Origin of the sequence: Pseudomonas sp. NPDC089734 (assembly GCF_044748865.1) — a bacterium.
Lineage (GTDB): Bacteria > Pseudomonadota > Gammaproteobacteria > Pseudomonadales > Pseudomonadaceae > Aquipseudomonas.
This window is the reverse complement of record NZ_JBIVGV010000001.1, coordinates 88,382-106,131: the sequence shown is the minus strand read 5'-3', so window position 1 is coordinate 106,131 and position 17,750 is coordinate 88,382. Positions and strand designations below refer to the sequence as shown.

Sequence of the window (17,750 nt, the reverse complement as noted above, 5' to 3'; positions counted from 1 at the left end):
AAATAAGAGCTTGCCGAATGGATTTTGCGAAGGCAGAATCCGCTCCGTCCTAGGGGAGTAGTCTCCCACGAGCAACACGCTCGTCCGGCGCGCATCAACATACTTGGTCCTCAGACCATGGTGCGCGCGACCCGGAATCCGCTTCAGACGGATCGGTGGTTTGACAAGACCTATGACACGAACACCTTACCCGGGGCGGGGAGGTTGTACGTGTCATAGCCGTGTCGACCCGCCCCTTAGGAACCCTGATGCTGGAATCCCTGTTAATCCCTACCGCAATCGTCGCGCTCGCCGAAATTGGCGACAAGACGCAGTTGCTGGCACTCATTCTCGCCGCACGCTTTCGCAAGCCCTGGCCAATCATCGCGGGCATCATTGCCGCTACCCTGGCCAACCATGCCGCAGCGGGCGCAGTCGGTGCGTGGTTCAGCAGCTTCTTCTCCGATGCGGTACTGCACTGGACCCTGGCTGCCAGCTTCACGGCCACGGCACTGTGGACACTGGTTCCGGACAAGATGGACGACGACGAAGCCAGCACGGCGCGCAAGTTCGGTCCGTTCATGACCACCCTGATCACTTTCTTCATCGCGGAAATCGGCGACAAGACGCAGATCGCAACCGTGATGCTGGCTGCGCAATATTCCTACCTGTGGCTGGTCATCATCGGCACCACACTCGGCATGCTGATCGCTAACGTGCCGGTGGTGCTGGCGGGTAATTTCGCTGCCGAGAAACTGCCGCTGACCCTGATTCGCCGACTGGCCGCCACGGCCTTCTTCGTCCTGGCCCTGGTTGCGGTGTACAAGGCCATGCAAGTCAGCGGCTGGATCTGATCGAGATGAACAGAGCGCTACAGCGAAAGCCGCAGCGCTCTGCTGCCATCAGCCGATCAGGACTTCTTGGCTTGCTGGTAAAGCGGCATCACCTTGGGAATCGCAGCCTGCAGGGAGGCAATGCGGTTTTCCGAAGCCGGGTGAGTGCTCATGAATTCCGGCTGCGAACCACCGGCGTTCTGGGTCATTTTCTGCCACAGGGTCACAGCAGCATTCGGGTTGTAGCCCGCTCGCGCCGACAGCTCCAGCCCCAGCAGATCGGCCTCGTTTTCATTGCTGCGGCTGTTGGGCAGCGTGAGGCTGTAATTGACCACCGTATCGGCGAGCGCCATGCTGCTCTGCCCCAACCCCAGCAAGGCTCCGGCGCCCTGTTTGGCAAGGGCCACACCGTAGGCCTTGGACATCGCTTCACGACCATGCTCGCGCAGGGCATGGGCGATTTCATGTCCCATCACCGCCGCGATTTCGTCATCGGTCAGCTTCAGCTTGTCGATCAACCCGGTATAGAAAATGATCTTGCCACCCGGCCCGCAGTTGGCATTGAGCTCATCGCTCTTGATCAGGTTCACTTCCCATTGCCATTGCGCCGAATCGGGACGCAGCTTCGGTGCCTGAGCGATCAGGCGATCAGCAATCAGCTTCACTCGCTTTGCATAGGCGCTGGTGGTATCCAGAACGCCCTTGCCACTCGCTTCGCCCAGGGTCTCCTTATAAGACTGGGCATACATCGTGTTGACTTCCTCTGTCGAAAGCATGCTGAACATGTACTGCTTACGCTCGACGCCCACCGAATCTCCGGTGGTGGTATTTACGGCCTGACAGCCGCCGAGCAATAAACCAGCCCCCAGGACACACAGGGGGGCAAATGACTGACGCATGATGTTTCTCCTTATGAGCGAGGCGGTCATCCTAGGCGGACAATCGGCTCAGCACCAGATAGCGGCAAACAGCCATGTTTGTCCGCATTGTAGCGACTTGGTTCCACCGCGAATGAACGTCATGGATCTGTAGGAGCGGATTCATCCGCGAAGACGGCATTCCAGGCGGGGTTGTACCTCTTCGCGAATGAATTCGCTCCTACGGATGCAGGTCTCACAAAGGCGTCAGGCACTCGGGCGCATTGAGCTTGGGATCGTTGACCAGATTGGCCAGCGGCCTTTCGCGCAGCGGCATCTGCACCGAGGCCAGCAGGGCCTGCAAGGTGTGCAGCGGCGTATCCGCCGCCAGCCAGTCTTTCTGCCCCTGGGCATCGAGAATCAGAGGCCGGCGCTGGCTGGCAGCGGCCTGGGTCACCACCGCCACACTCAGATAGGTGTGCCCTTGCACCGGGTACGCTTCCCATACGGCGGCAAAGAACAGGGACGAACCTTCGCCCGGCGTCAGCCAGAACGGTCGCTTGCGTGCCGTACCGCGCCATTCGTAAAAGCCGTTGGCCGGCAGCAGGCAGCGGCGCTGACGAAACGCTTCGCGAAACATGGGCTGCTCGGCCAGGGTTTCGGCACGCGCATGGGCTGGCGTACGGGAAAGGTCGGTCAGCCAGGCCGGTGTCAGCCCCCAGCGGGCTCGCGCCAGTTCAAGCTCGCCTTCGCCCTCTCCCGCCCGCATGATCAACACGGTATCGGTCGGAGAGATATTCCACTGCTCCTGCTGGTCGGCCGGAAAACCCGGCAAGGCCGCAAAGGCGGGATTCCAGCGAAACAGGGCATAACGTCCACACATGAGGGTCAGCAAACTCTATTCAGGGGTGTTCAACACACCAGTACATCGGGAAAACTGTCAGGCTCATCGCCGGACAACGGCAAGGCAGCATTGTACGCAGTGATCAACGCCCGCGCCCGCTCGACCTGCTCATCATCGACCGAGATACCCAGCAGGCCGAACACGGGCAACTCGCCCATGCCGCCCAGCAGGTCGCGCCCCACCAGATGCGCTTCCACCCCTTCACTGGCAAGCATGCCTTGCAACAGCTCGCCTTCCATCAGGTTTTCCGGCTCGTAGATTCTCTGCATCATTCGTTCTCACTGCGAACGTCCAGACTCCAGTCCTCGCCATCGGTCCTCAGGTCGAATACGATCGGCCGACAGCAGACCGGGCAATCCTCGATGTATTGCTGATCCCCGCCAGAGAGGTCCAGCAAAGCCTCTACGGATTCACCGCAGTAAGGACAGTCATAACACTCTAATTCCTGCATCGCGGTCTCCGGGATCAGTTATGCGTATAATTGCCCCCACTCTTTAGAAGGCCGTTTCAGGTTTCGTGCGAAAACACGCAAAACCACCTTCTTTTTACCCTATCCGTATCCAACAAGAGAGCATGATGGGCGAATTCGATGCCATCCGACCTTACAACGATTCAGAAGTCCCGGCTGTATTGGCGCGCCTGCTGAGCGATAAAGCATTCCTCGCAATCCTGACCAAATTCCGCTTCCCGCGTCTGGCAGGTGCATTCGGGTGGTTCCTGCAACCGACCCTGGCCCGAAAACTGCGCCGCGAATTCGCCGGAATCGACTCGGTCGCCACCCTGCAGGACAAGGTCGAATACTACGTCGACCACACCATTGAGCGGGCCACGGACGGTGTGACCTACACCGGCGTGGAATTGCTCAAGTCCGGCACGGCCTATCTGTTCCTGGCCAACCACCGCGACATCGTGATGGACCCGGCCTTCGTCAACTATGCCGTGTATCACGCGGGCCTGCCCACGCCACGCATTGCCATCGGCGACAACCTGCTGCAGAAGCCTTTCGTCAGCGACCTGATGCGCCTGAACAAAAGCTTCATCGTGCACCGTTCGATCACCGGGCGACGCGAGAAGATGGCGGCCTATCAGTTGCTGTCGGCGTACATCAATCATTCGATCACCAAAGATGGCCAGTCGATCTGGATCGCCCAGGCCGAAGGCCGCGCCAAGGACGGTGATGACCGTACCGAGTCGGCCATCCTCAAGATGTTCCACATGAGCCGCAAGGACGAGCCTTTCGGTGAAGTGATCCGCTCGCTGAACCTCATTCCCGTGTCGATCAGCTATGAGTACGACCCATGTGACCACGCCAAGGCTCGCGAGTTGTATATCCGCGCCACCACCGGCAGCTACACCAAGACGCCGGGCGAGGACGATGTCAGCATTGCGCTGGGGATCACCGGCTATAAAGGCCGGGTGCACGTGAACTTCGCACCACCGATCACTGAAGTCTTCGAGGACACCAAGCTGCTGGCGGCCGAAATGGACCGGCAGATTCTCGGCGGCTACCGCCTGTTCCCGGTGCATTACCTGGCCTACGCGCAATGGGCCGATGCCGACCCGGCACTCGATGTACCGCTGGCGGCGGAGGTATTCCCGGCCGACGAACTGGCCCGCGCCAAAGAGGAATGGGAAAGCAGGCTGGCAGACTCGCCTGCCGAGCATCGCCCTTACCTGGTTCAACAATACGCAACGCCTGTGCGCAATCAGTATCGGGCCAAGGCGGGCTTGCCCCTCTGATACAGCTCAAGACCACTGGTGCCTTTTGGCACCAGTGGTCTTGATGTCATTTGAACGTAATACGACTCCTGCACTGTATGGCTCCTCAAGGAATGACCCTTCCCTTTTTTGGAGCTGCACATGCTGCATGCAAACAACCAGGATCGCCTTTATCTGATTGCTCAAAGCGATGAGCAGCAAGAGCTGGTCGATGCACTGGCCTTCAATGTCCATGACCGCCGCTGGCTGGTCTATTGCGCCTTGGGCGGCCACCAACACCACGACCTTCCGGACATGGACCTGGAAACAGGCTTGAGCTTTCTGGATTTCTATCAGCAAGCGGCCTGACACCCGTCGCCAGACACAAAAAAGCCCGGCCCCTCAAAAAGGGGCCGGGCTTTTTTGTGTCTGGCGATTATTGCGCCAGCGTGCTACCGATGGTCGTGTCCTGGAACACGCGGGTCAGGGCATCGCTCAACACGTCGCTCACCAGCTTGGTGTTGGTTTCCTGATTCGGCGCCATGCCGAAACGCTGATCCAGAGAAGCGGCATAACGCCCGCTGTAGCTACGACCATTGCTGCGGACATCGGCGCGGAAGGTCGAACTGATGGTGGCTTCGGTCACATACAGACCTTCCTTTGGCGACTGATATTTCAGTTCGGCCAGGGTCAGGGTCAGTTGCGGCGCGTTACCGCTGCCGGAAACCGGGGTAAAGCCCAGCAGGCGGACGGCGGCTTCAGCCTGGGCCTGCAATTTTGGCAGCAGGTCGGCACCGCTGACGCTGATGGCGCTGGTTTCAGGGTACAGACCGCCACGGGTTCCCAGGGTCGGGCTGGAGCGGCCATCCACGACACGCACGACAACCTGCTGCCCCTGACCGATGGGCGCGAACTGCGCATTGAGTTTGGGTTGAGGACTCAGTTGCTGCGGGCTGTGGGCACACCCGACCAGCGTCAAACTGCTTACAGCAAGCAAACCGAACAAAAGGCGACGCAACATGCTCATCTCTCCAGGGGCCAGGCACTATAAATGTGCCGCAGTATAGCGATGCCAGCGAAAAATGGGACCGTAGAACACGCGTAATGGTTCAGCCATATCGGTGTAATCAGGGTGTAACGCCGCCGGAGCAGGATTGCCTCATTGACTCGACTGGAGCTTCGTCATGGGCCTTTTCCAATCCTTGTTCGGCATGCGTCGCCAATACCGTCACTACGCACTCGTGGATCAGACAGGTATCTGCCGTGCACTCAAGCATTGCACCGAGCGTCCATCGGGCAGCGACTGGGTGGAAGTCCGCGAACAACGCGCCAACTGGCTGAACCAGCCGCTGCCTGCCAGCGCACGTGTGATACCGCACAGCGTACGCCCGACCCGGCACCAGTTGATCACGGCCTGATCAACAGCGAATAAAACTCACTTTATCCGACCAATTCCTGTCGTTTCATCGCTATAATCTCCCCCCGATTATAAGGACGTCTCCTGATCGGGCCTCGCAGCATCGCTAATCGTCGGATTAGCTCTTCCGTAATGCCCACAGAGAGCCGCCCACACAGATCGTTTGTGCACTGGAGTGCTCGATGAACGGCACAGAATCGCTCGATTGTCATCGAACCTTTTTCGCCGGGCAGCGCCTCACTCTTTATGCACCCGATCTGCCAGAGCTGCCATCGCAGCCCTTTTTGAGGTTTGGTTCACGTTTCCAAAAGAACGTGAAAAACGGGTTTCACTACTTCACAAGAGTGTGGCGAGCACATGAATAGGTACGCGTTTGTAAATGCACCGTTAGCGTCTGAATCGGCCCCTTTGAACAGGACTGACCGCGACCGCGCCTCCACCGGAGCCTGATGCCCGCCGCTCGAGGCCGGTTGAATGACCGCAGCCTTGACGATGGTCGAATGGCCGAACAGGTTGAAAAATGAGTTCATGCACACCTGCTGAACCCTTACCCAGCCTGACCGGGACCTGCGCTTAAGATGCGAAAAATTGCGAAGAATCGGACAGGCGATCCTGGCCGGGACACACGGGGCATCACTTCGACCCTCGCCCCGTCCCCCCGGCATCAAGCCTCAGGGTTGCATGCCGTCAATTTGGTGCTGCAGATTTTGGAGACGCGTTAATGGCGCATAACGAAGCAGTCGACGTAGTGTTGGTCGGAGCGGGCATCATGAGTGCCACCCTGGCCGTGCTGCTCAAGGAGCTCGACCCCGGCCTCAAGCTGGAAGTCGTTGAGCTCATGGATTCCGGCGCTGCGGAGAGTTCCAACCCATGGAACAATGCCGGCACAGGTCACGCTGGCCTGTGCGAGCTGAACTATACGCCGCCTGCGGCCGATGGCTCGATCGACATCAAGAAAGCCGTGCACATCAACACCCAGTTCGAGGTGTCGAAACAGTTCTGGGCTTACCTGGCTCGCAAGGGCACCTTCGGTTCATCGAAGTCCTTCATCAACGCCGTTCCGCACCTGAGCTTCGTTCAGGGCGAAAAGGGCATTGCCTTCCTCAAGACCCGCTATGAAGCGATGCACACGCATCATGCCTTCTCTTCGATGGAATACACCGAAGACAAGGCGAAGCTGGCCGAGTGGATGCCACTGATGATGCCTGGCCGTCCAGCCGATGAGCCCATCGCCGCCACCCGGGTCATGAACGGTACGGACGTCAACTTCGGTGCCCTGACCAATCAGTTGCTCAAGCACCTGTCCAGCGCGCCCGACGCCCAGGTCAAATACTGCAAGCGCGTGACCGGCCTGACCCGCAAGGGCGATGGCTGGAGCGTAGCGATCAAGGACGTGAACAGCGGCAGCACACGCGAGATCGATGCGAAGTTCGTATTCCTCGGCGCAGGCGGTGCGGCACTGCCGTTGCTGCAGATGTCGGGCATCGAAGAAAGCAAGGGTTTCGGTGGTTTCCCGGTCAGTGGCCAGTGGCTGCGTTGCGACAACCCTGAAGTGGTCCGGCAACATCAGGCCAAGGTTTACAGCCAGGCCGCCGTGGGCTCGCCGCCCATGTCGGTTCCACACCTGGATACCCGAGTCGTAGACGGCAAGAAGTCCCTGCTGTTCGGCCCTTATGCCGGCTTCACCACCAAGTTCCTCAAGCACGGCTCGTTCCTTGACCTGCCGCTCTCGGTGCGTCTTGCCAACATCAAGCCGATGCTGGCTGTGGCCCGCGACAACATGGACCTGACCAAGTACCTGGTCAGCGAAGTGATGCAGTCGATGGAGCAGCGCCTGGAGTCCCTGCGTCGCTTCTATCCACAGGCCAAGGCCGAAGACTGGCGTCTGGAAATCGCTGGCCAGCGTGTGCAGATCATCAAGAAAGACGCCAAGAAAGGCGGCATTCTGCAGTTCGGCACCGAGCTGGTATCGGCGAAGGACGGTTCCCTCGCGGCCCTGCTGGGCGCATCCCCCGGCGCTTCGGTCACAGTGTCGATCATGCTGGAACTGATCGAGCGCTGCTTCCCGGACAAGACGCGCAACGAGTGGGCCGCCAAGCTCAACGAGATTTTCCCGGCTCGGGAAAAGGCACTGGAAAGCGATGCGCAGCTGTATCAGCGCGTCAGCCAGCAGAGCGACGAGAGCCTGGAACTGATCGAGCAGACAAGCCAGGCACAAAGCAGCATCGCTTGATTGCCTGAGCCATAAAAAACCCGTGAGCTTGTCCAGTCACGGGTTTTTTAATGCCTGAAATCCCTTTAGAAACTCTTTGCCAGTACGGCAATGTGCTCCGGGCCAATACCACAGCAACCGCCGATATGCGTGGCACCCCGTTTTACCCAGTCGGCCGCCCACTGCTGATAGCCTTCGGGATCGAGGTCTTCGCGCAACTCGTCCAGACCGTCGTTGGCCGTCGCATCCTTGGGTTGCGGCGGAAAGGCGTTCGCATAGGCACCGATGCCGATGTCGACCTTCAATGACGTGAACACCTCACGCGCAGCATCGATGGCAGCACCGATCACTTCCGGCTGGCTGCAATTGAACAGAAGGGTCGCAACACCCATTTCGGCAGCCGCCCGGGCGGCGTCGGCAACCGGCTCACCCGAACGCAGACGCGGCACCTCGTCGACCTCTTCATCCTGAAGGGTGAACGACAGCCAGAACGGTTTACCGTCGTCTGGCAGCCCGGCACGAATCGTTTGCGCTTCGACAATGCAGCTCTGGGTCTCGGCCAGCCACAGGTCCACATGAGGAGCCAGCCCGGCAACCAGAGGCTTCAGGACTTCAGCCGCCAGTTCCGGCTTGTAGAGGTCCGGGCGGTAGGAACCGAACAACGGTGGCAGGGAGCCGGCCACCAGGGCTCGCCCACCCGAGGCATTCGCCGACTCACGCGCCAGCAGCCCGGCAAGGGCCGCCAGGGCCTGGCCTTCGCGAGCGAAACGCTCTTCGCCAATATGGAAAGGCACCACGGCATAGCTGTTGCTGGTGATGACCTGCGCGCCGCTGTCGATGTAGGCAGTGTGCACGGCACGTACGGCTTCCGGTGCCTCGCTCAGCGCAAGGGCCGACCATTCGGGCTGGCGAAACGGAGCGCCACGGCGCTGCAGTTCGCGGCCCATGCCTCCATCAAGAATAACTGTCGTGCGCTGCTTCATATGCCATCTACTTATATCTTTATGAAAAAAACTCATTAGGAATGAGCTTGGTATAACGTATTTAATACGGCGCTTTATACAAACTACAATCATTTTCTCAGGGGATATCTGTGAAACTTAGCGCTTTGCTGGGCATTGGCCTGCTGACTCTGGCCGCTTCGACTCAAGCGCTGGCCGGTGCCACGCTGGACCGCGTGGAGAAGAACAAGGAACTGGTCAACGTTCTCATGGAAAGCTACCCGCCCTTCTCTTTCCTGAACGATCAGAATCAGTTGGACGGCTTCGACGTCGATGTCGCCAAGGCCGTCGCGCAAAAGCTGGGCGTCAAGCTGCGCCTGGAAACGCCGTCCTGGGACGTGATCGCCGCCGGTCGCTGGAGCGGTCGCTACGACATCTGCATCTGCTCCATGACCCCGAGCCAGTCCCGCGCGCAAGTCTTCGATTTCCCCATGGAATATTACGCTTCGCCTGCGGTGATCGTGGTCAACGCCAAGGATGACCGCATTCATACCGCCAAGGATCTGAGCAACAAGAAGGTCGGCCTGACCAGCGCGTCGAGCTATGAAAGCTATCTGAACAAGAACCTGGTGATCGAAGGGGCTGAAGACAAGCCTCTGGAGTACCCGTTCGAGAATGTCCAGATCGCCCCTTACGACAATGACAACGTCGCTTTCCAGGACCTGGGCCTTGGCGCAGGTGTACGTCTGGATGCCATCCTCACCAATCTGGTCACGGCCCAGCCACGACTGGATCAGGACAAGCGCTTCAAACTGGCGGGGCCGGCCCTGTATGAAGAGCCCAACTTCGTTGCCATCGAGAAAGGCGATGCCGAATGGGATGCCAAGGTTCGTCAGGTCTTTGCCGAGCTCAAGCAGGACGGCACGCTGAGCAAGCTGTCCCAGAAGTGGATCGGTGCTGATATCAGCAAATGACTTCCTTTGAGCCTCAACGCCCACCCGAGCAGGCTCAGGAAAGCCTGCTCAAGCGCATCTTCGGTTTCCGCGTCCGGCTCTACCTGACCTGGATGGCGATGTTCGCCCTGTTTGCCGGGTTCTTTCTGAGCTTCGACCTGAAGTTCTCGATCATCCTGGACAAGCTGCCGAATCTGATCGGCCTGAGCCTGTCGCCCAATGGCTTTCTGCAGGGCGCGGCCCTCACGCTGTTCGTGTGCCTGTGCTCGATTGTCGTCTCGGTGCTACTGGGGTTCGTCGTGGCCCTGGCACGGTTGTCAAAAAGCGCAGTGGCCTTCGGTATCGCCAGCTTCTACGCCTCGTTCTTTCGCGGCACGCCCTTATTGATCCAGATCCTGCTGATCTATCTGGGCCTGCCGCAAATCGGCATCGTGCCCGGTGCAATCGTGGCCGGCATCATTGCGTTGTCGCTGAACTATGGCGCGTATCTGAGCGAAATCTTCCGTGCCGGCATCATTGGCGTCGCCGCCGGGCAGCGCGAAGCGGCACTGGCCCTGGCCCTTCGCCCGGCACAGATCTTCTGGCGCGTGACCCTGCCCCAGGCCATGCGCACCATCATCCCGCCGACTACCAACCAGTTCATCTCGATGCTCAAGGACTCGTCACTGATTTCGGTGATGGGCGTCTGGGAGGTGATGTTCCTGGCCCAGTCCTACGGGCGCTCCAGCTATCGATACATCGAGATGCTGACCACCGCCGCAGTGCTTTACTGGATCATGTCGATCGGGCTGGAGTTGTTGCAGGCGCGGCTGGAACGCCACTACGGGAAGGCCTATCAGGCCCGGAAATAAATAGCGCAACGTTGTAGGAGCGGATTTATCCGCGAATGAAATTGTTCGCGAATGAACTCGCTCCTACACAGGAATCAGCCGCGAGCCTTCTCGATCAGCTCGATATAGTCTTCGGCATTGCGCTGATCCTTGATCAGTGCGACGAAATCGTTGCCTTGCTCGTCCTTGCCATCCAGCTCGTAACCGGCTTCCTTGAAGAACACCAGAAAACGCTCGAAATCATCGATGCGCAGGCCACGGTAAGCCTTGATCAATTTGTGCAGCGACGGCGAGGTAGCGTCATACGGCTCGAAATCGAGGAACAGTTTGATCTGCTCGTCGCCGATTTCGTCCCCAATCAACTGCTTCTTATCTTTACGCATTGCGGGCTCCAACTTGTCGCGGTCACGTTCACGGGCGGGCAGTTTACCCTTCTGCCTGTACGCGGCTCAACGCGTGCGTAATACGCCGGTGTGCAGATCGGCCCAGACATGACCGTTGGCATAGGTGAGGAACTGGCAATAGACCTTCTCATTGCGCAGCAGATCCACCAGGGCACGGTACTGGTTGACGGGGTAATACAACGTCAGCGTGCGGGACGCATCGTCATAGGTCGGTTTTTTCAGGCTCTTGCTTTCACCATCGAAGTGGATGAGCACTTCGGAAATGGTCGCCCCCTTGTTCAGCGGCTTGCCTTTAAGGCGCAGCAGCAGTGGGGACGTGACGGGAATGGGTTGCTGATTGGACTGACGCTGGTTGCCGATCACGACCGAATACTCGGTGATCTGCAGCAACTGCTGCTGCTCGGGGGCACCGGCTCGCAGGTTCATGTCATCGGGGGGCAGGTATTGGCCATGCATGGGCTCGGCGTACACCGGAGCAGCCAGTACCAGAGCAGACAACATCACACACGCCGTGACGCCAGGCATCGATAACTTCATTTACAACCTCCCTGAAAAACCAGCGACCCTTCCCGCGTCATCGTGCAGGAACACCTTGCTCGAAGGTACTCCTGCCGCTGAAACGGCTTACATGCCCTTGACCGCGTAGATACCGGCAGCATTGCGCCAGTAGCCTTTGTAGTCCATGCCGAAACCGAAGATATAACGGTCCACGCACGGCAGGCCAACGAAATCGGCCTTCAGGTCCGGACGGGCCTTGCGGTCGTGGTCCTTGTCGATCAGCACGGCGGTATGCACTGCACGGGCACCAGCGTGTTTGCAGAAGTCGATGATCGCGCTCAGGGTGTGACCTTCATCGAGGATGTCGTCGATGATCAGTACATCACGGTCAATGAACGACACTTCCGGCTTCGCTTTCCAGAACAGGTCGCCACCGGTGGTTTCGTTGCGATAGCGGGTAGCGTGCAGGTAGGACGCTTCCAGCGGGAAGTTCAGGTGGGTCAGCAGTTTGCCCGAGAAGATCAGGCCGCCATTCATGACGCAGAAGACAACAGGGTTACGCTCGGCCAATTCAGCGTTGATCTGCGCACCGACGCGGGCGATGGCAGCATCGACTTCAGCTTCGGTATACAGGCAGTCGGCCTCGCTCATGATTTGACGGATATGCTCGAGATCAGCAGACATGAAGCTCTCCCAGTAGGGCTGTGTAAGAAAAGCGGGCAAAGGTACGCATCCGCTCCATTCAGGGCAAGCAATTATGGACTAACGTTGCGAGTGTTACTCAAAAGCGACGAACCACACGCTTCGCGACGATACTTCATGTGCGTTAAGACAGTCACAGCTGAATAGATTAATCTAGGCCGTTTTTTTGCCCCCTGCTGGAGCCCTTTCTTATGCCCATTCGTGAAATCCGTCACCCGCTGATCCGCCACAAGCTCGGTCTGATGCGCCGCGCCGATATCAGCACCAAGAATTTCCGTGAGCTGGCTCAGGAAGTCGGCGCACTCCTTACCTATGAAGCCACGGCAGATCTGCCGCTGGAAAGCTACGACATCGAAGGCTGGTGCGGCACCGTCCAGGTCGAGAAGATCGCTGGCAAGAAAATCACGGTCGTACCGATCCTGCGCGCCGGTATCGGCATGCTCGACGGTGTGCTCAGCCTGATTCCGGGCGCCAAGGTCAGTGCCGTGGGCCTGGCCCGCAATGAAGAAACCCTGGAAGCCCATACCTATCTGGAAAAACTGGTGCCGGAAATCGACGAGCGTCTGGCGATGATCATCGACCCGATGCTGGCCACCGGCGGCTCGATGATCGCAACCATCGACCTGCTCAAGAAGGCCGGCTGCAAGGAGATCCGCGCCATGGTCCTGGTCGCGGCCCCCGAAGGCATCGCCGCCGTGGAGAAGGCCCACCCGGACGTGAAGATCTACACCGCGTCCGTCGATCAGCACCTGAACGAACATGGCTACATCATTCCGGGCCTGGGTGATGCCGGTGACAAGATCTTCGGCACCAAGCAGAAGGACGCGTAACCCGATGAAGCAGTCCGAGTTCAACGATCCTCTGTGGCGCACGGTGCTCTCCGGCGCACAAATGCTGTTCGTGGCCTTCGGCGCCCTGGTGCTGATGCCACTCATTACCGGTCTCGATCCCAACGTTGCGCTGTTCACCGCTGGCCTGGGCACGCTGTTGTTCCAGCTGGTGACAGGCCGTCAGGTGCCGGTGTTCCTGGCATCGAGCTTTGCCTTCATCACGCCGATCATTCTCGCCAAGGGCCAGTTCGGCCTGGCCGCGACCATGGGGGGCGTGATGGCGGCAGGCTTCGTCTACACCTTTCTCGGCCTGGCCGTGAAGATCAAGGGCACAGGCTTTATCGACCGGTTGCTGCCTCCCGTGGTCATCGGCCCGGTGGTGATCTCCATCGGTCTGGCCATGGCTCCGATTGCCGCCAACATGGCGATGGGCAAGACCGGTGACGGTGCCGAACTGATCCCTTACAAGACCGCCATGCTGATCTCGATGCCAGCGCTGCTGACCACGTTGATCGTGGCGGTATTCGGCAAGGGCATTTTCCGTCTGGTGCCGATCATCTCCGGTGTGCTGGTGGGCTTTGCGCTGTCGTTCTACTTTGGCGTGGTCGATACCGCAAAGATCGCCGCAGCCCCCTGGTTCGCACTGCCGCACTTCACGGCCCCCGAGTTCAACTGGCAGGCCATTCTGTTCATTGTCCCGGTTGCCCTGGCACCGGCCATCGAGCATATCGGCGGCGTGATCGCGGTCGGCAGCGTGACCGGACGCGACTACCTGAAAAAGCCGGGTCTGCACCGCACCCTGTTCGGTGACGGCATCGCGACCACGGCAGCCGGCCTGTTCGGCGGTCCACCCAACACCACCTATGCCGAAGTCACGGGCGCGGTGATGCTGACCAAGAACTACAACCCGGCCATCATGACCTGGGCCTCGGTCTTTGCCATCTCGCTGGCCTTCATCGGCAAGTTCGGTGCACTGCTGCAAAGCATTCCCGTACCGGTCATGGGCGGGATTCTGTGCCTGTTGTTCGGTTCGATTGCTGCGGTGGGGATGAACACCCTGATCCGTCACAAGGTCGACCTGTCCGAAGCACGCAACCTGGTGATCGTTTCGGTGACCCTGGTATTCGGTATCGGCGGTGTGCTGATCGGTACGGGCAACGGCCCGGATGACTTCGGCCTCAAGGGCATCGCCCTGTGCGCCATCACCGCCATTGCCCTGAACCTGATCCTGCCGGGCAATGACAGCTGGAAGAACAAGCAACTGCCATAACCACAACCGGTAGGAGCGAATTCATTCGCGAAAAGGCCGCAGAACAGCCTTCGCGAATGAATTCGCTCCTACAGCGTCAGTGGAGTGGCTTTTTCACACAAACGGTTCAAGGCTCCGGCCCAGTTCGGGTCGTCGTTCAGGCACGGGATCAGCACCAGCTCTTCGCCTCCCGCTTCCTTGAACTGCTCGGCCCCGCGGTCACCAATCTCCTCCAGCGTCTCGATGCAGTCGGCCACGAAGGCCGGGCACATCACCAGCAATTTCTTCACGCCCTGGGCAGCCAGCTCATCAAGGCGCGCTTCGGTATAGGGTTCAATCCACTTGGCACGTCCAAGGCGCGACTGGAACGACACCGACCATTTACCCTCGGGAATGCCCATGCGTCGTGCAAAGGCTGCGGCTGACTGCAAGCATTGGGCACGGTAACAGGTGGCAAGCACTTCGGGCGGTGCGTTCATGCAGCACTCGTCACTCTTGAAGCAATGGCTGCCGGTCGGGTCGAGCTTGTGCAGGTGCCGCTCCGGCAAACCATGAAAACTCAGCAACAAGTGATCGTGTGGCTGCTGCAAGTGCGGGCGGACGTTTTCCACCAGCGCATCCAGGTATTCGTCCTGATCATAGAAAGGCTTCAGCAGCGAAAACTGCATCGGCAGTGATCGGGTACGCACGACACGCCGGGCCTCTTCGATCACGGTCGTGACCGTGCTGTCGGCAAACTGTGGATAAAGCGGCGCCAGGGTCACCTTCTTGATGCCCTGCTCTGCCAGGCGGGTCAGCACCGTGTCGATGGAAGGCTCGCCATAACGCATCGCCAGTTCCACCGGCCCCTGCGTCCACTCCTTTTTCATGGCCTCCTGCAAGCGCTTGCTCAGCACCACCAGCGGAGAACCTTCATCCCACCAGATGGACGCATAGGCGTGTGCCGACTGCTCGGGGCGCTTGATCAGAATCAGCGACACCAGCAACCTGCGAACCGGCCACGGCAAGTCGATGACATAAGGGTCCATCAGGAACTGATTGAGATAACGACGTACGTCCGGCACTGCTGTAGAGGCAGGCGAACCCAGATTGACCAGCAACAACGCGTGATCGGTCATGCAACATCCTATTTCAATGGCTTCAGGAGCGGCCCGGCAAATCACTCAGGGCAACGCGCAAATCGGTGAATCGGAACGTAAAACCAGCCTCCAGCAAACGCGCCGGCCGGGCACGCTGGCCACCCAGCAGCAGCACCGACAATTCGCCCAGCACAATACGCAGTACCAGTGCAGGCGCAGGCATGAACGCAGGTCGGTGCAGAACATCCGCCAGGGTCCTGGCAAACTCGCGATTACGCACCGGTGAAGGCGCGCAGAGATTATAAGGACCTCGGGCATCGTTACAGTTCAACAGAAAATCAATCGCAGCGATTTGATCTTCGATATGAATCCAGGGCATCCATTGCCGGCCACTGCCGATCGGGCCACCCAGCCCCAGCTTGAACGGCAGCAACAACCGCTGCACAAATCCGCCCCGGTCGGACACCACCAGGCCAGTACGAATGAGGACAACCCGAATGCCCAAGGCCTCCGCACGTTGAGCGGTCTCTTCCCAGGCCGTGCATAGCTGGCTGGCGAAGTCTTCCTTGGCCGGACGAGAGCTTTCATCCAGCTCATGCTCCCCCGCATCGCCATACCAGCCGACAGCCGACCCGGAAATCATCACCTCGGGTCGCTGCTCGCGGCTCTCCAGCCAGGCAAGCAGGTGCTCGGTCAGGCCAATACGGCTGCTCCACAGCAACAAACGGCGCTTGCGGGTCCAGAGACGGTCGGCAATCGGGGCACCTGCAAGGTTGATGACAGCATCGATCGATTCATCGCCCAGCTCTTCCAGCCGGGCAATGCCACGCACGGATTGACCGCACAGCTCAGGCACTTCATCGGGTCGACGGCTCCAGACGGTCAATCGATGGCCCTGTGCAGACCAGAGTCGACAGAGTGCCTGTCCTATCAAACCAGTACCGCCGGTCAGCAATATGTGCATGGCAGGTTACCTCGCGTGGCGTTCGGGGCAATTGAGTAGTCTATTTTTTACAGGTCGCGCTTATTAGAAAAGCAGAACGCTTGCTGAACCATAGGCCACACCTGAAAGAATCGGAGCTTTACTGCCCGACCCGGGCAGTTGGCCCATTGTCTATGAGCAACAGACTGACCGTCTTCAACCGTATGCAGGGCCGTTGGCTCGAATCAGTAAAAACGAGAACGGCTGCAAGTTATACCAAAAACGGAGATTGTACAGGTTTTAACTACGGCGTAGTCTGTGCAGACAAGGTAACGAGGCCCCTATGACTGTACCTATCGCAATCATCGGTACCGGTATCGCCGGACTCTCAGCAGCCCAGTCGCTCAAAGCCGCCGGGCATGATGTACACCTTTTCGACAAAAGCCGCGGCAGTGGCGGAAGAATGTCCAGCAAGCGAAGTGAAGCCGGCTCGCTGGACATGGGCGCACAGTATTTCACCGCCCGCGATCGCCGCTTCGTGGCCGCCGTCAATCAATGGCAAGCCAAAGGCCATGTGGCAGAGTGGCCCCCCTCGCTCTACAACTTCCATGGCGGCAGGCTGAGCCCTTCTCCGGACGAGCAGGTTCGCTGGGTCGGGCAACCAGGCATGAGCACCATCACCCGCGCCCTTCTCGCCGATTTGCCTGTGACATTTTCATGCCGTATCACCGAAGTTTTCCGGGGTGAAGAGCACTGGAACCTGCAAGACGCCGAGGGCAATGGTCACGGCCCCTTCAGCCATGTCGTGATCGCCATCCCGGCCCCGCAGGCAACCCCTCTGCTGGCAGCAGCCCCCAAGCTGGCCAGTGTGGTCGCAGGCGTGAAAATGGACCCGACCTGGGCCGTGGCGCTGGCGTTTTCCGCGCCGCTACAAACCCCGATGCAAGGCTGCTTCGTGCAGGACAGCCCGCTCGACTGGCTGGCCCGCAACCGCAGCAAACCCCAGCGCGATGACACCCTGGACACCTGGGTGCTGCATGCCACCAGCAACTGGAGCAGGCAACATCTGGACATGCCCAGGGAACACGTCATCGAGCATCTGCACGGTGCTTTCGCCGAACTGATCAACTGCCCGATGCCCGAACCGGTCTTCAGCCAGGCGCATCGCTGGCTCTATGCGCGCCCCGCCAGCTCGCATGAATGGGGCGCACTCTCCGATGCCGATCTGGGTATTTACGTCTGTGGCGACTGGTGCCTGTCCGGCCGTGTCGAAGGCGCATGGCTCAGTGGTCAGGAAGCCGCACGCCGTCTGCTTGAACACCTTCAGTAAACATCCCTCCACGCAAACTGCTGCTGTCGAAATGGACCGCAGCAGTGCCGTTCAGGCAGGCGGAAGCCAATTCATTCGCAAAAATCCTGTACAAAAAATTTGACTTGTACAA

Annotated in this window: 21 protein-coding genes and 1 riboswitch; of the genes, 10 read left to right on the top strand and 11 right to left on the bottom strand. The window is 59.3% G+C overall.

Features of this window, described 5'->3' with window-relative positions; translation table 11 throughout:
• The first annotated feature begins 40 nt into the window (after positions 1–40).
• Positions 41–229, top strand: a riboswitch (yybP-ykoY riboswitch).
• A 19-nt stretch (positions 230–248) separates the two neighbouring features.
• Positions 249–833 (top strand): TMEM165/GDT1 family protein, encoded by a 585-nt coding sequence (locus ACIPY9_RS00505; RefSeq protein ID WP_400696215.1) that lies wholly within the window; start codon positions 249–251, stop codon positions 831–833.
• A 56-nt stretch (positions 834–889) separates the two neighbouring features.
• Here ACIPY9_RS00505 and ACIPY9_RS00500 read toward each other — a convergent pair whose 3' ends face one another.
• The 4 genes from ACIPY9_RS00500 to ACIPY9_RS00485 all read right to left on the bottom strand — a co-directional run bounded on the left by ACIPY9_RS00500 (position 890) and on the right by ACIPY9_RS00485 (position 3,024).
• A complete protein-coding gene (locus tag ACIPY9_RS00500) occupies positions 890–1,711 on the bottom strand; it encodes a M48 family metallopeptidase (RefSeq protein ID WP_400696214.1) in 822 nt (273 codons plus the stop codon).
• 214 nt (positions 1,712–1,925) lie between these two features.
• Positions 1,926–2,552 (bottom strand): SOS response-associated peptidase, encoded by a 627-nt coding sequence (locus tag ACIPY9_RS00495; RefSeq protein ID WP_400696826.1) that lies wholly within the window; start codon positions 2,550–2,552, stop codon positions 1,926–1,928.
• A gap of 29 nt (positions 2,553–2,581) precedes the next feature.
• Positions 2,582–2,842, bottom strand: coding sequence for a putative signal transducing protein (locus ACIPY9_RS00490; RefSeq protein ID WP_400696213.1), 261 nt, complete (start codon positions 2,840–2,842; stop codon positions 2,582–2,584).
• Positions 2,842–3,024, bottom strand: coding sequence for a CPXCG motif-containing cysteine-rich protein (locus ACIPY9_RS00485; protein WP_400696212.1), 183 nt, complete (start codon positions 3,022–3,024; stop codon positions 2,842–2,844). Before ACIPY9_RS00485 ends, ACIPY9_RS00490 begins: the two co-directional genes overlap by 1 nt.
• Positions 3,025–3,146: 122 nt before the next feature.
• Between ACIPY9_RS00485 and ACIPY9_RS00480 the strand changes: the two genes are divergently transcribed.
• Both ACIPY9_RS00480 and ACIPY9_RS00475 read left to right on the top strand, forming a co-directional pair.
• A complete protein-coding gene (locus ACIPY9_RS00480; RefSeq protein ID WP_400696211.1) occupies positions 3,147–4,313 on the top strand; it encodes a 1-acyl-sn-glycerol-3-phosphate acyltransferase in 1,167 nt (388 codons plus the stop codon).
• Positions 4,314–4,433: 120 nt separating this feature from the next.
• Complete coding sequence (locus tag ACIPY9_RS00475; protein ID WP_400696210.1) at positions 4,434–4,640, top strand: hypothetical protein; 207 nt, start codon at positions 4,434–4,436, stop codon at positions 4,638–4,640.
• Between the two features lie 67 nt (positions 4,641–4,707).
• Here the strand turns inward: ACIPY9_RS00475 and ACIPY9_RS00470 are convergent, their stop codons facing one another.
• A complete protein-coding gene (locus tag ACIPY9_RS00470; protein WP_400696208.1) occupies positions 4,708–5,292 on the bottom strand; it encodes a YajG family lipoprotein in 585 nt (194 codons plus the stop codon).
• A 163-nt stretch (positions 5,293–5,455) separates the two neighbouring features.
• Here ACIPY9_RS00470 and ACIPY9_RS00465 point away from each other — a divergent pair, with 163 nt between their 5' ends.
• Entirely contained in the window at positions 5,456–5,689 is a 234-nt protein-coding gene (locus tag ACIPY9_RS00465; RefSeq protein ID WP_400696207.1) for a hypothetical protein, read from the top strand.
• A 720-nt stretch (positions 5,690–6,409) separates the two neighbouring features.
• Complete coding sequence (gene mqo / locus ACIPY9_RS00460; protein WP_400696205.1) at positions 6,410–7,921, top strand: malate dehydrogenase (quinone); 1,512 nt, start codon at positions 6,410–6,412, stop codon at positions 7,919–7,921.
• A 65-nt stretch (positions 7,922–7,986) separates the two neighbouring features.
• Here the strand turns inward: mqo and ACIPY9_RS00455 are convergent, their stop codons facing one another.
• On the bottom strand, positions 7,987–8,883 hold the full coding sequence (locus tag ACIPY9_RS00455; RefSeq protein ID WP_400696203.1) for a homocysteine S-methyltransferase family protein: 897 nt from the start codon (positions 8,881–8,883) through the stop codon (positions 7,987–7,989).
• Positions 8,884–8,993: 110 nt separating this feature from the next.
• Between ACIPY9_RS00455 and ACIPY9_RS00450 the strand changes: the two genes are divergently transcribed.
• Together ACIPY9_RS00450 and ACIPY9_RS00445 are read left to right on the top strand one after the other, a co-directional pair.
• Positions 8,994–9,815, top strand: coding sequence for an ABC transporter substrate-binding protein (locus tag ACIPY9_RS00450; protein WP_400696202.1), 822 nt, complete (start codon positions 8,994–8,996; stop codon positions 9,813–9,815).
• Complete coding sequence (locus ACIPY9_RS00445) at positions 9,812–10,645, top strand: amino acid ABC transporter permease (protein WP_400696201.1); 834 nt, start codon at positions 9,812–9,814, stop codon at positions 10,643–10,645. Before ACIPY9_RS00450 ends, ACIPY9_RS00445 begins: the two co-directional genes overlap by 4 nt.
• Before the next feature lie 74 nt (positions 10,646–10,719).
• Here the strand turns inward: ACIPY9_RS00445 and ACIPY9_RS00440 are convergent, their stop codons facing one another.
• From ACIPY9_RS00440 to ACIPY9_RS00430, 3 genes are all read right to left on the bottom strand, one after another.
• Positions 10,720–11,007, bottom strand: a complete 288-nt coding sequence (locus ACIPY9_RS00440) for a PA4642 family protein (RefSeq protein WP_400696199.1) — start codon at positions 11,005–11,007, stop codon at positions 10,720–10,722.
• 66 nt (positions 11,008–11,073) lie between these two features.
• Positions 11,074–11,565, bottom strand: a complete 492-nt coding sequence (locus ACIPY9_RS00435; RefSeq protein WP_400696197.1) for a hypothetical protein — start codon at positions 11,563–11,565, stop codon at positions 11,074–11,076.
• 87 nt (positions 11,566–11,652) lie between these two features.
• Positions 11,653–12,210, bottom strand: a complete 558-nt coding sequence (locus tag ACIPY9_RS00430; RefSeq protein WP_400696196.1) for a hypoxanthine-guanine phosphoribosyltransferase — start codon at positions 12,208–12,210, stop codon at positions 11,653–11,655.
• A 209-nt stretch (positions 12,211–12,419) separates the two neighbouring features.
• Between ACIPY9_RS00430 and upp the strand changes: the two genes are divergently transcribed.
• Positions 12,420–13,058, top strand: a complete 639-nt coding sequence (upp, locus tag ACIPY9_RS00425; protein WP_400696194.1) for a uracil phosphoribosyltransferase — start codon at positions 12,420–12,422, stop codon at positions 13,056–13,058.
• 4 nt (positions 13,059–13,062) lie between these two features.
• Complete coding sequence (locus tag ACIPY9_RS00420; RefSeq protein ID WP_400696192.1) at positions 13,063–14,328, top strand: uracil-xanthine permease family protein; 1,266 nt, start codon at positions 13,063–13,065, stop codon at positions 14,326–14,328.
• Positions 14,329–14,396: 68 nt separating this feature from the next.
• Here the strand turns inward: ACIPY9_RS00420 and hemH are convergent, their stop codons facing one another.
• A complete protein-coding gene (hemH, locus tag ACIPY9_RS00415) occupies positions 14,397–15,425 on the bottom strand; it encodes a ferrochelatase (RefSeq protein WP_400696191.1) in 1,029 nt (342 codons plus the stop codon).
• 22 nt (positions 15,426–15,447) lie between these two features.
• Positions 15,448–16,350, bottom strand: coding sequence for a TIGR01777 family oxidoreductase (locus tag ACIPY9_RS00410; protein ID WP_400696189.1), 903 nt, complete (start codon positions 16,348–16,350; stop codon positions 15,448–15,450).
• A gap of 301 nt (positions 16,351–16,651) precedes the next feature.
• Between ACIPY9_RS00410 and ACIPY9_RS00405 the strand changes: the two genes are divergently transcribed.
• Positions 16,652–17,638 (top strand): NAD(P)/FAD-dependent oxidoreductase, encoded by a 987-nt coding sequence (locus ACIPY9_RS00405; protein WP_400696188.1) that lies wholly within the window; start codon positions 16,652–16,654, stop codon positions 17,636–17,638.
• Positions 17,639–17,750: the final 112 nt, after the last annotated feature.